The 12549-nt window shown below is 65.0% G+C and carries 12 protein-coding genes; 5 read left to right on the top strand and 7 right to left on the bottom strand.

Annotated features, from left to right (window positions below; translation table 11 throughout):
* Positions 1–172 precede the first annotated feature (172 nt).
* The 7 genes from NH14_RS09480 to NH14_RS09450 form a co-directional block, all read right to left on the bottom strand.
* Positions 173–1567 carry a NarK family nitrate/nitrite MFS transporter gene (locus NH14_RS09480; RefSeq protein WP_035523864.1) on the bottom strand — a complete coding sequence of 465 codons (1395 nt, stop codon included), beginning with the start codon at positions 1565–1567 and terminating at the stop codon, positions 173–175.
* Between the two features lie 90 nt (positions 1568–1657).
* Complete coding sequence (locus tag NH14_RS09475; RefSeq protein WP_052147888.1) at positions 1658–2980, bottom strand: MFS transporter; 1323 nt, start codon at positions 2978–2980, stop codon at positions 1658–1660.
* Positions 2981–3237: 257 nt separating this feature from the next.
* The gene (gene purU, locus NH14_RS09470) at positions 3238–4107 is read right to left on the bottom strand and encodes a formyltetrahydrofolate deformylase (RefSeq protein ID WP_035523860.1); all 870 of its coding nucleotides are present in this window, start codon (positions 4105–4107) and stop codon (positions 3238–3240) included.
* A gap of 74 nt (positions 4108–4181) precedes the next feature.
* On the bottom strand, positions 4182–5039 hold the full coding sequence (locus NH14_RS09465; RefSeq protein WP_035523857.1) for an NUDIX hydrolase: 858 nt from the start codon (positions 5037–5039) through the stop codon (positions 4182–4184).
* A gap of 31 nt (positions 5040–5070) precedes the next feature.
* A complete protein-coding gene (locus NH14_RS09460) occupies positions 5071–5685 on the bottom strand; it encodes a LysE family translocator (RefSeq protein ID WP_035523854.1) in 615 nt (204 codons plus the stop codon).
* An 87-nt stretch (positions 5686–5772) separates the two neighbouring features.
* Positions 5773–6339 carry an adenine phosphoribosyltransferase gene (locus tag NH14_RS09455; protein WP_035523852.1) on the bottom strand — a complete coding sequence of 189 codons (567 nt, stop codon included), beginning with the start codon at positions 6337–6339 and terminating at the stop codon, positions 5773–5775.
* A gap of 104 nt (positions 6340–6443) precedes the next feature.
* Positions 6444–8456: a monovalent cation:proton antiporter family protein gene (locus NH14_RS09450; RefSeq protein WP_035523849.1), complete on the bottom strand. Its 2013-nt coding sequence runs from the start codon at positions 8454–8456 to the stop codon at positions 6444–6446.
* Positions 8457–8664: 208 nt separating this feature from the next.
* On the opposite strand from NH14_RS09450, the gene kdsD reads away from it, so the two are divergent.
* Genes kdsD through lptB form a run of 5 tightly spaced genes read left to right on the top strand, consistent with a single transcriptional unit; the run spans position 8665 to position 12343 of the window.
* Complete coding sequence (kdsD, locus tag NH14_RS09445; RefSeq protein WP_035523846.1) at positions 8665–9651, top strand: arabinose 5-phosphate isomerase KdsD; 987 nt, start codon at positions 8665–8667, stop codon at positions 9649–9651.
* Positions 9651–10232 carry a KdsC family phosphatase gene (locus tag NH14_RS09440; protein WP_052147887.1) on the top strand — a complete coding sequence of 194 codons (582 nt, stop codon included), beginning with the start codon at positions 9651–9653 and terminating at the stop codon, positions 10230–10232. Before kdsD ends, NH14_RS09440 begins: the two co-directional genes overlap by 1 nt.
* Complete coding sequence (lptC, locus tag NH14_RS09435) at positions 10229–10831, top strand: LPS export ABC transporter periplasmic protein LptC (RefSeq protein ID WP_035523843.1); 603 nt, start codon at positions 10229–10231, stop codon at positions 10829–10831. Before NH14_RS09440 ends, lptC begins: the two co-directional genes overlap by 4 nt.
* Positions 10832–10862: 31 nt before the next feature.
* Positions 10863–11555, top strand: coding sequence for a lipopolysaccharide transport periplasmic protein LptA (lptA, locus tag NH14_RS09430; protein ID WP_035523841.1), 693 nt, complete (start codon positions 10863–10865; stop codon positions 11553–11555).
* Positions 11556–11575: 20 nt separating this feature from the next.
* Entirely contained in the window at positions 11576–12343 is a 768-nt protein-coding gene (lptB, locus tag NH14_RS09425; RefSeq protein ID WP_152617096.1) for an LPS export ABC transporter ATP-binding protein, read from the top strand.
* The last annotated feature ends 206 nt before the right edge of the window (positions 12344–12549 follow it).

The raw sequence follows: 12549 nt of genomic DNA, 5'->3' as shown, positions 1-12549 counted from the left end.
TGTGCGTGCCGTTCGCGTACTACCAGCGGGCCGTCGGTTTTCGAAAATCACTTTTTGAGTATGCCGGGCAGGCACTTGCCTGCCCATTCATCAGGGGGAGAGTGCGCGTGGCGCATCGGAAGTAGGCCCCTCGCGCTCCACTACTCCTGAAGGACTAGTTCGGCCGGTGGCCTCAGCACGGCATCGAGGCATTGCGGCGTGCGTAGAAGCACCACGTCACGAGCGCGCACACGACATAGAAGCCGATGAAGCACCAGAGCGCCATCACAGGCGAGCCGGTCATATCGAGCGAGGTGCCGAAGCTCTTCGGGATGAAAAAGCCGCCGTACGCGCCCATTGCACCCGCGAAGCCGAGCACCGCCGCCGATTCCTTGCTCGCTTCCGCAAGCGCGCTGTGTTTCGCCGGCGCGCCCTTGCCCTCGGCTGCGCGCTGATGCTGCGTGAGGAAGATCACGGGAATCATGCGGAAGGTCGAGCCGTTGCCGATGCCGGTTAGTGCGAACAGCACCACGAACATCGCGAGGAAGCCCGCGAAGCTGCCTTCTGCGCCACCCAGTGCACCGCCCGGAAGGAACGCGATCACGCCCACCACGGCCGCGATCATCGCCACGAAGGTCCAGAGCGTCACGCGCGCGCCGCCCATCTTGTCCGAGATCCAGCCGCCGACCGGACGCGTGAGCGCGCCGGCGAGCGGCCCGAGGAACGCCCAGGCGGTCGGATTGATCGCGGGGAATTCAGCCTTCGTCAGCAGTGCGAGTCCCGCCGAGAAGCCGATGAACGAACCGAACGTGCCCACATAGAGAAAGCACATGATCCAGTTGTGCGCGCGGCGGAAAATCACGGCCTGTTCGCTGAACGATGCTTTCGCATCGGCGATGTCGTTCATGCCGAACCATGCGGCAAGCGACGACACGATGATGAGCGGCACCCAGACGAAGCCCGCGTTCTGCAGCCAGATGCTGTGTTCGACGCCGTCCTTCACATAGGTCTGGCCGTCGCCGAGCAGGCCCGCGAACACTGCCGTCGAGATCACGATGGGCGTGATGAACTGCACGACCGAGACGCCCAGATTGCCGATACCCGCATTCAGTCCCGTGGCGAAACCTTTGCGCGCCTTCGGGAAGAAGAAGCTGATGTTCGCCATCGACGAGCTGAAGTTCGCGCCGCCGAAACCGCACAGGAGCGCGAGCACGAGCAACGTCGTATAGGACGTGGACGGGTCGCGCAGCGCGAAGCCCATGCCGACGGCCGGGATCAGCAGACTCGCCGTGGAAATCGCGGTGAAGCGGCGGCCGCCGAAAATCGGCACGAGGAACGAATAGAAGATGCGCAGCGTGGCGCCCGAGAGCGCCGGCAGCGCCGTGAGCCAGAACAGCTCGTTCTTGCTGAAGTGGAAGCCGCCCTTGTCGAGATTGACGACCGTAACGCTCCACAACGACCACACGACGAACGCCAGCATCAGCGCGGGAATCGAGATCCAGAGGTTGCGGGTGGCGATCTGCTCGCCGGAAGTCTCCCAGAACCTGGCGTTCTCGGGCTCCCACTTGGTCAGAAGATATTTGGACATGATTGTGCTCGTACAGTAAGCGCCGCCCACGCGGCGCGTTAGATCATTCGGTCTGGCCCATACCGGTCTGGGCCGCTCCGGTCCGTCTCATTAGTGATGCGAAGTTTCCTTCAGGGTGGCGACCTCGCTTTCCTCCTTGCGCTCCAGCATCGCGCGGCCATGCGCGACCGCCTCGGGGCGGAACGAGAAGTGCATGAAGAGCAGGCTGACCACGGTGGCGCCGAACATCAGCATGAAACAGGTGGTGCGAACGCCGGTGAGGTCCACCAGCAGGCCGAACAGGATCGGCAGGATGAAGCCCGCGAGACCGCCTGCGAGGCCTACGACGCCGGATACCGCGCCGATGTTCTCGGTGTACTCGTCGCCGATGAACTTGAAGACCGAGGCCTTGCCCACCGCCATCGCAATGCCCACGATGAACATGAGCACCGTGTAGAACACCGGACCGGTGCTGATATGCAGGCTAAGCGGGCCATGTGCGCTGTGGATCACGAAGTCGGTCGGCGGATAGCTCAGCAGGAAGAAGCAGCCGAGCGAGACCCACATCACGGCCCATGTGGTGCGATACGCGCCGTAGCGGTCGGAGAGCCAGCCGCCGATCGCGCGCAGCACGCCGCCGGGCAGCGAGAAGCACGCCGCGAGAAAAGCCGCCTGCTCGATGCCGAAACCATACTGGTTCACGTAGTACTGCGGCATCCACAGCGAAAGGCCCACGTAGCCGCCGAACACCACTGAGTAGTACTGGGAATAGCGCAGCACGCGCGGGTCGGTAAGGACGCGCATCTGGCCCGCCACGCTGGTCGAACTCGCGACGCGATGCGCGGGATTGCTGGCCGAAAATACCCAGAACAGCAGCGCCGTTACGAGCATCGCAATCGAATAGACCTTCGGCACGATGGTCCATGAGCCCGCTGCGACGATCAGCACTGGCGCGACGAATTTGTTGAGCGCCGCGCCCGAGTTGCCCGCGCCGAAGATGCCCATGGCAAAGCCCTGGCGCGACTTCGGGAACCAGCGCGCAACATAGGGCGTGCCGACAGAGAACGAAGCCCCCGCGAAACCCACGAACAGACCGAGCAGCAGGAATTGCCACAGTTGTGTCGCATACGACACGAGCCAGATCGGAACGACCGTGGCAATCATGGTGAGGAAGAAAACGATGCGGCCGCCAAAGCGGTCCGTCCAGATGCCGAGCGGCACGCGGGCGAGCGATCCGGTAAGCACCGGCATTGCGGCGATGAGACCGAACTCCGTATCGGTGAGGTTGAGTTGCTTCTTGAGCGGAATGCCGAGGATCGCGAACATCATCCAGACGGCAAAGCAGATCGTGAACGCAAAGGTGCTCGATCCCAGAACGCGCCAGGCACGGCTGTCCGATACCGCGTCCGCCTGTGGGGATGGGGCGGCTTTCATGGTGTTTCCTTTTCTTGTCGGATTGATGTAGCAAGATTAGGAAGCACCGCAGCTGGCGACTATTACTCGCAAGTAGGACGAGACGATCCGCCGCTAGGTCTTAAGGAGTAGTACGAGGGAGTGGAGCGGTGTTGAGGAGGGAGCCGCAAGATGCGGTTACACCGGCTAGCAATAAGAGTAGTTCGAAAATCCGTAGCGTGCGCGTTGCACGCTACGGCAAGTTGTCGCAACAACGATAAATTAGAAGCTACGGCGGATTACCGGAACACCACCGTCTTGTGCCCGTTGAGCACGATGCGATGTTCGACATGCCACTTCACCGCGCGCGCGAGCGTCACGCACTCCACGTCGCGGCCGATCGCCGTGAGCTGTTCCGGCGTCATGTTGTGATCCACGCGCTCGACTTCCTGCTCGATGATCGGGCCTTCGTCGAGATCGGATGTCACATAGTGCGCCGTCGCGCCAATCAGCTTCACGCCGCGATCGAACGCCTGATAGTAAGGCTTCGCGCCCTTGAAGCTCGGCAGGAACGAATGGTGAATATTGATCGCGCGGCCTTCGAGCGCATTGCACAGCTGCGGCGAGAGAATCTGCATGTAGCGCGCGAGCACCACGAGGTCGGCGCGCTCGCCGTTCACCACGTCGAGCACGCGCGCTTCCTGCGCGGCCTTGTCCGCATCGCTGCCGCCGAGCAGCGGGAAATGATGGAACGGAATGTTGTAGCTCGCCGCGAGTTGATAGAACTCCTTGTGATTCGAGATGATCGCGGGAATCTCGATGGACAATTGACCCGTGCGATAGCGGAACAGCAGATCGTTGAGGCAGTGGCCGATCTTCGAAACCATGATGACCACGCGCGGCTTCACGTTCGCGTCGTGCAGTTCCCAGCGCATGCCGAATTCATCGGCAAGCGGCGCGAACGCCGCGCGCAGGCCATCGAGGCCGGGGTCGCCGCCCACTTGCTGAAAGTGCACGCGCATGAAGAACTCGCCCGTATGGCTGTCGCCGAACTGAGCCGAATCGAGAATGTTGCTGCCGCGCTCGAACAGGAAACCCGACACGGCATGCACGATGCCCGGCCGGTCGGCGCACGACAGTTTGAGAATGAAGCTGTGATCGGTCGACATAACCCTGGTTACTCCCGTCAATTACCTGGTGATTCAAAAGGGCTTTGGGCTTTTACAGAAAAACCGGCGCCCTTTCACAGCGTCGGCGGTTCGAAGATCGCGGCGATGCCCTCGCACGCGTCTTCGTCTATCCATTGGCGGCGCAGCAGCAGATCGAGCGTCGCGAGGCTAGCGTCCACCGTCATCTTGCCCTCCTCGATCCAGCGCGCGGCTTCGTCGATGCGCGCGAGGCGGTGCTCGCCGACTTCGCCGTCCTGATTGTGCGGCACGAAGTCCTCGGGCAGCGCGAGGTCGTAGACGAAGATCTGCTCGGCCTGGGTGCCCTCGGGCAGCGATTGCAGCACATGCACGGTACGCCCCGGCCGCGCCTGCGAGGCAAGCCCGGCGGCAATGCCCGCCTCTTCCCAGCACTCCTTCGCAAGCGTGGCCTCGATGCCGAAGCCCCAGCCGATACCGCCCGCCACGACGTTGTCCAGCATGCCGGGGTCCGTCGCCTTGGTTTCGCTGCGGCGCGCGATCCACAACTGCGGCGCGCGGGGCGACGCGGAGCCCGCGTATTCTACGACGCCGTTCAAATGCACCGCGTAGGTCATCGTGCCGAAAAAGCGCGAGGCGGCACGCTCGATAAAAGCGAGCGGCGCTGCGTCGAAAGCATTGCGGATCGCGTAAGTCTCGTTGCGCCAGCCAGGAATGCGGCCTTCGGCGGCCAGCGCGCCGATCACAGCGGTAAGCGCCGCGCTGCGCGCCATCACGCTATCGAACTGCGCGGCGAGTGTAATGCGCGCATCGACGATCTCGAAGATGTCGGGCCAGCGTGCGAGCAACGCGACGTCGCCGTGGCGAATCCAGCCCACGCGTTCGTCGCCGAAGAAAAACGGCAGATGCGCACTCGCGTCGAAACGGCGCGCGTCGGTAATGCAAGGCAAGGTCATCTCGTGGAGCTCCGGGCGTCGTGCGCGAACATCAGTCGCGCAGCGCGACGCGAATGCCGATGGCGATGAAGGTGATTCCCGCGAGGCGGTCGAGCCATACGCCCGCGCGCGGCCGGCGCTTGAGCCAGCCGCCGATGGTGCCCGCGCACAGGCCGAACAGCGAGAACACCACGACGGTCTGCGCCATGAACACGAGACCGAGTTCGAGCATTTGCAGCGTGACGTTCTGCGCGCCGTGCGTATCGACGAATTGCGGCAGGAACACGACGAAGAACAGCGTCACCTTCGGATTCATCACATTGCCGAGCACGCTCTGGCGAAAAATCGTGGAAAGCGGCTGGCGCGGCCGGTCGCCCGCCGCGGCGAGCCCTTGACTCCTGAGCGCCTTCACGCCGATCCAGACGAGGTACGCGGCGCCCGCGAGCTTGAGAATCTGGAACGCGAGCGGCGACGAGCGCAGCACGGCGGCAATGCCGAGCGCGGCCAGCGTGGTGTGGAACGTCACGCCCGCGGCAAAGCCGAGCGCGGCCACGAGGCCGGCGGCGCGGCCCTGCGAGATGCCGCGCGCGAGCACTTGCAAGTTGTCCGGGCCGGGCGCGAAGGTGATCGCGAGCGAGGTGGCGAGAAAGAGCGCGAAATTGGGCATGGGCTCAGTCCATTGGGGGAATCAAGATCAGCTCAGCGGCCGCTTGATGGTCACTTGACGGCTACTTAACGACCACTTAGCGACCACTTAATGACCACCAAACGCGGTCACGGTGAAGAGCGGCAAGCCCGCTTCGGTGAGCAGCTTCGAGCCGCCCAGGTCCGGCAGGTCGATGATCGCTGCGCCCTCCACCACCGTTGCGCCGAGGCGCTCGAGCAGCAGCTTGCCGGCGAGCATGGTGCCGCCCGTGGCGATCAGGTCGTCGACGATCACCACGCGATCACCCGTGCGGCAAGCGTCCTCGTGAATCTCGACGGTGGATTCGCCGTATTCGAGCTTGTAGGTCTCCGAAACCGTCTTGTACGGCAGCTTGCCGATCTTGCGGATCGGAATGAAGCCCACGTTCAGTTCGTACGCAACAATCGGCCCGATGATGAAGCCGCGCGCGTCGAGCCCGGCCACGTAATCGAGCTTCGCATCGACATAACGCTCCACAAACAGGTCGATCAGCACGCGCAAGCCCTTCGGGTGGCCGATGAGCGGCGTGATATCGCGGAATTGAACCCCCGGCTGAGGCCAGTCAGGCACCGTGCGGATCAAGCTGTTGACGAACCGTGAGGCTTCGGCGCTCGCGTTCGCAGGTGCGTTGGACATGATTGCTCCGGGTAATGACAAGAATAGAGAAGCGGGTTCTAGCGGTTTCTGACAGTCGGGATGGAACCCCGACAATTCTGCGGCCCAAATGGCAGGGCCTGCGCTCAGGCTGCCGCGCCCGCGCCAGCGGCGCCCGCCTTGCGATGGCGCGAGAGGAGTTCCTCGGCTTGCGCCAGTTGCTCGGGCAAGCCGCGCAGCACGACGATGTCCGCTTCGCGCAGCTTTGTCGACGGGTCGGGCTCCACGCCGCGAATACCGTGCCGGCGGATCGCCGTCACCTCCACGCCAAGGTCGAACAGCCCCAGATCGGCGAGCGTGCGGCCCACCGCCTCGGCGCGCGCGTCAACCGGTACGGATTGTAGCCGCACCTGCTCGTGGCCGTCCTCGCCTGCATCGTCGGTGCCGTGGAAGTAGCCGCGCAGCAGGCTATAGCGCTCGTCGCGCATTTCTTCCACGCGCCGCACCACGCGGCGCATCGGCACGCCCATCACCACGAGCATGTGCGAAGCGAGCATCAGGCTGCCTTCGACGATTTCGGGAATCACCTCGGTCGCGCCGGCCGCGAGCAGACGCTCGAGATCGGCATCGTCCACGGTGCGCACGATCACGGGCAAGGTCGGTTCCAGCTCGTGGATGTGGTGCAGCACGCGCAGCGCGGACTGCGTGTTCGCATAGGTGATCGCCACCGCCGCCGCGCGGTGGATGCCCGCCGCCACCAGCGACTCGCGCCGCGCCGCATCGCCGAACACCACCGACTCGCCGGCTGCCGCCGCCGCCGCCACGCGATCGGGGTCGAGGTCGAGCGCCACGTACGAAAGCCCTTCGTATTCGAGCATGCGCGCCAGGTTCTGCCCCGCACGGCCGTAGCCGCACACGATCACGTGGCCGCTCTGCTTGATGCTCTGCGTGGCGATGCGCGTCATCATCAGCGACTGCTGCATCCATTCCGTCGACGACAGGCGCAGCACAATGCGGTCGGCGTTCTGGATCAGGAACGGCGCGGCGAGCATCGAGAGCAGCATCGCGGCGAGAATCGCCTGAAGCAGCGTGGGATCGACGAGATGCTTGTCCAGAATGAGGTTCAGCAGCACGAAGCCGAATTCGCCGGCCTGCGCAAGACCGAGGCCGGTGCGCATCGCCACGCCCGGCGAAGCGCCGAAGAGGCGCGTGAGCGCCGTGATGGTGACGGCCTTGAGCACGACCGGCCCGATCACGAACGCGGCCACCATGAACGGATGCTGCCAGATCACGTGCGGGTTGAGCAGCATGCCCGTGGTCACGAAGAAGAGCCCGAGCAGCATGTCGCGAAACGGCTTGATGTCCTCTTCCACCTGATGCTTGTACGGCGTCTCGGCGATCAGCATGCCCGCGATGAACGCCCCGAGCGCGAGCGAAAGGCCGAATTTGTCGGTGATGAACGCCGCGCCCAGCGTGACGAGCAGCACGTTGAGCACGAACAGCTCCTGCGAGCGGCGCCGCGCGACCACATTGAACCAGCGCGTCATGAACTTCTGCCCGACGATGAGCAGAATGCCGAGCGCGAGCACGATCTTGATGGCGGCCATGCCGAGCGACTCGACGAGCGATGCCGACGAACCGCCGAACGCCGCGATCACGATGAGCAGCGGCACCACGGCGAGGTCCTGGAACAGCAGCACGCCGAGAATGTTGCGGCCATGCTCGGACTCGATCTCCAGACGCTCCGCCAGCATCTTGCTCACGATGGCCGTGGACGACATGGCAAGCGCGCCGCCGAGCGCGATGCAGGCCTGCCAGGTGATGTGCACCCACGGCGCGAGCGCGAGCCCGACCAGCAATGCGACCGCGATCGTACCCATGACCTGCGAGAGCCCGAGGCCGAACACGGCCCGCCGCATGGTGCGCAGCTTCGCGAGCGAGAATTCGAGGCCGATCGAGAACATCAGGAACACGACGCCGAACTCGGCCAGATTCTGCGCGCCCGCCGTGTTCGGCACGATGCCGAGCGCCTGCGGGCCCACCAGAATGCCGACCGTGAGATAGCCGAGCATCGGCGGCAAGTTCAGATAACGGAACAGCACGACGCCAACCACCGAGGCAAGCAGCAGAAACAACGTCATTTCCAGCGGGGAAATCATCGTGTGAAGCGTCCTCGGTCGTTAGTGTTGCCGGCGATGCAAACGAAATGAATATTGCCCGCGCCGGTCGGGACCATGATCGGCGCAAATCGGGATTAAAGGGAAGTACTGCGATACGGCGGAAAGGAGGCGCAAAGGCGGTAAAAGCCGGGGCTTTCGCGCTGAGAGCGCCGGCGCGGCGCCCATACGCCTTTGCTATACTCCGCGAATGATAGCGAAAATCAATGGCGATCGGGCGCTGACGCTCGCTCGCGACGTGCTCGACATCGAAGCCGACGCCGTGCGCGGACTTCGCGACCGGCTCGACGACAACTTCGTCGGCGCGGTCGATCTCATCCTCAGTTGCCGTGGACGCGTGGTCGTCTCCGGCATCGGCAAATCGGGCCACATTGCCCGCAAACTCGCGGCCACCCTCGCCTCCACCGGCACGCCGGCGTTCTTCGTGCATCCCGCCGAAGCGAGCCACGGCGACCTCGGCATGGTGACCGCCGACGACGTGTTCATCGGCCTGTCCAACTCCGGCGAATCGGAAGAGCTCGTTGCCATCCTGCCGCTCGTCAAGCGCATCGGCGCGAAGCTCATCGGCATGACGGGCAACCGCCCGCAGTCCACGCTCGGCAGACTCTGCGATGTGCATCTGGACGCCGGCGTCGAGAAAGAAGCCTGCCCGCTGAATCTCGCGCCCACGGCCAGCACGACGGCGGCGCTCGCGCTTTCCGACGCGCTCGCGGTCGCGGTGCTCGACGCGCGCGGCTTCGGCGCCGACGACTTCGCGCGCTCCCATCCCGGCGGCGCGCTCGGCCGGCGCCTGCTCACCTACGTGCGCGACGTGATGCGCACGGGCGACGCCATCCCGAAGGTGCCCATGGCCGCCACCGTGCGCGACGCTCTCATTCAACTCACCGCCAGGCGCATGGGGATGACCGCCATCGTCGATGAAGAAAACCGCGTGGCCGGCATCTTCACCGACGGCGACCTGCGCCGCGTGCTCGAACGCGTGGGCGATTTCCGCGACCTGCCGATCGCCCAGGTGATGACGAAGGGCCCGCGCACGATCGGCCCCGACCAGCTCGCGGTGCAAGCCGTGGAACTGATGGAGCGCCATCGCATCAATCAGATGCTGGTGGTGGACGCCGAAGGCGCGCTCATCGGCGCGCTCAACATGCACGACCTGTTCTCCAAGAAGGTGATCTGATGAATGCGGCCCCCGGGCTTGACGCGAACGCGCGTGCCGCGCGCGTGCGCTTGATGATTTTCGACGTCGACGGCGTGTTGACCGACGGCGGCCTGCTGTTCACGGGCGCGGGCGACACCATGAAAGGCTTCAACACGCTCGACGGACACGGCGCGAAGCTCCTGCGCGAAGCCGGCATCGACACGGCCATCATCACCGGGCGCCGCTCGGAGATCGTCGCCGTGCGCGCGAAAGAGTTGCGCATCACGCATCTATATCAGGGCGTCGAGGACAAGCGCGTCGCGTTCGAAGCGCTGCTCGCCGAAACCGGCGTCACGCGCGAGCAGTGCGGCTACATGGGCGACGACTGGCCCGACTTGGGCGTGATGCTCCAGTGCGGCTTTGGCGCGGCGCCGGCGAACGCGCATCCGGACGTGCTCGCGCGCGCTCACTGGGTCACGGACAAAATCGGCGGCCACGGCGCCGTGCGCGAAGTCACCGACCTGATTCTGCGCGCCCAGGGCCATTACGACGCCATGCTCGCGGCCGCCTGCTCGCCCGGCGCCCCGCTCGCCGCCGAGTCGCGCGCGGAGTCCCAATGAACCAGCAGAAGTTTCGTCTCAGCTCGCTCGTGCCGGTGATCTGCGTGGCCGTGCTCGCCGGCTTCACGTGGTGGCTGATTCAGGCCGTCAAGCCGCGCGAGAACGAAGCTGCGCCGCGCCCGCTCACGCACACGCCCGACTATTTCGCCGACAACTTCTCGGTCTCCGAACTCGACCAGTCGGGCTCCACGCAATACCGCCTCACCGCCGAACACATGGTGCATTACGAGGACGACTCGAACAGCGACCTCACAATGCCCGCGGTGCGCGCGTTCCAGCCCGGCAAGCCGGTGGTCACGGCCACGGGCAAGCGCGGCACGGTCAACGGCGACGCCTCGATCGTCGACCTGTACGACAACGCGCGCATCCTGCGCGCTGCCGGCCCGGGCGACCCCGACATGCAGGCTGATTCCGAGCATTTCCGCGTGCTCGTGAACGACGATGTGATCCTGACCGAAAAGCCGGTTAAACTTCGTCGCGGCCAGTCGGTCATGACGGCCACCAGCGGCATGAACTACAACAACGTCACCCGGGTCATCCAGCTCTTCGGCAATGTCCGCGGCGCGATCGCCCCGGCTGATTCCGGCGGCTCGTCCTGATCCCCGGGCCGTCCACCCAAGGCACGACTGCATGAACGATTCGCTTCCACGACCTTTGTCCGGCCGCCCGCACGCGCAGGGCTGGCGCCGCGCTGCGTTCGCGACGCTGGCCGCGCTTGCGACCGCGCTGCCGCTCGCGTGCATCGCGCCCGCCGCGCACGCCGAGCGCGCCGACAAGGACAAACCGCTCAACATCGAAGCGGACAACATGACGTACGACGATCTGAAGCAACAGACCGTCTTCACCGGCCATGTGATCGCCACCAAGGGCACGATCATGATCAAGGCCGACAAGCTTGTCGTCACGCAAGACCCGCAGGGCTATCAGTACGCCACCGGCACGGTGGCGCCGGGCACGCCCGAAGCCAACCTCGCCTACTTCCGCCAGAAGCGCGAAGGCATCGACGAATACGTCGACGGCACCGCCGAGCGCATCGACTACGACGGCAAGCAGGATCTCACCACGCTCACCACGCGCGCGACGGTACGCCGCCTGCAGGGCCTCTCGACGGTGATGGACACGGTCCACGGCAGCGTCATCACTTATGACGGCCAGAACGACTTCTACACCGCGAAGTCAGGCTCGGACGTGGCAAGCCCCGGCAATCCGAAGGGCCGCGTGCGCGCAATGCTCTCGCCGCGCAACGGCGGCGCGCAGCCGCTCTCCGGCGGCCCGGCCACGCTCGCGCCCTCCACGACACTCAAGGGAGCGCCGCAACAGTGAACACCGCCACCGTCTCCCCCATCCATCAGCGCCCAGCCGCGGGCAAGACGAGTTCGCTCGTCGTGCGCAACCTCAAGAAGCGCTACGGCTCGCGCACCGTCGTCAAGGACGTTTCGCTCGACGTGAAGAGCGGCGAAGTGGTCGGACTGCTCGGGCCCAACGGCGCGGGCAAGACCACGTCGTTCTATATGATCGTCGGCCTCGTGCCGCTTGACGCGGGCGAGATCGACCTCGACGGCGAGTCCATCAGCCTGTTGCCGATCCACAAGCGCGCGGCGCTCGGCCTTTCATATCTGCCGCAGGAAGCGTCAGTGTTCCGCAAGCTCACCGTGGAGGAGAACATCCGCGCGGTGCTGGAACTGCAGACCGACGAGCACGGCAAGCGTCTTTCGAAGGACACCATCGCCGCGCGCTCGGACGCGCTCCTCGACGAACTCCAGATCGCGCACTTGCGCGACAATCCGGCGCTCTCGCTTTCGGGCGGCGAACGCCGCCGCGTGGAAATCGCGCGCGCGCTCGCAACCGATCCGAGCTTCATCCTGCTCGACGAGCCGTTTGCGGGCGTCGACCCGATCGCCGTGCTGGAAATCCAGAAGATCGTGAAGTTTCTGAAGCAGCGCAACATCGGCGTGCTGATCACGGACCACAACGTGCGCGAGACGCTCGGCATCTGCGACCACGCGTACATCATCAGCGACGGCAGCGTGCTCGCCGCGGGCGCCCCCGGCGAGATCATCGAGAACGAAAACGTTCGCCGCGTCTATCTCGGCGAGCATTTCCGCATGTAAAACGCCGGACCGGGGCACGCCAGATACCCTGCGCGCCCCGGAACCGCTCGCCACACCGAGGCGAGCAAGACCCTCCGGCCGTCATCCCCTGAGTTTTCCGTAGTGCTTGCCCGCTGGCGCGGGCCGAGTCCGCCCAGTGAAATTCATGCGCCGCGCATTGCGCAGGCGCGCGCGCGAGCATCTCACGCGCTTGTTTGCGCACCAAA

The sequence above is a fragment of the Paraburkholderia sacchari genome (genome assembly GCF_000785435.2).
Classification (GTDB): Bacteria; Pseudomonadota; Gammaproteobacteria; order Burkholderiales; family Burkholderiaceae; genus Paraburkholderia; species Paraburkholderia sacchari.
This window is presented reverse-complemented; position numbering and strand designations above follow the sequence as displayed.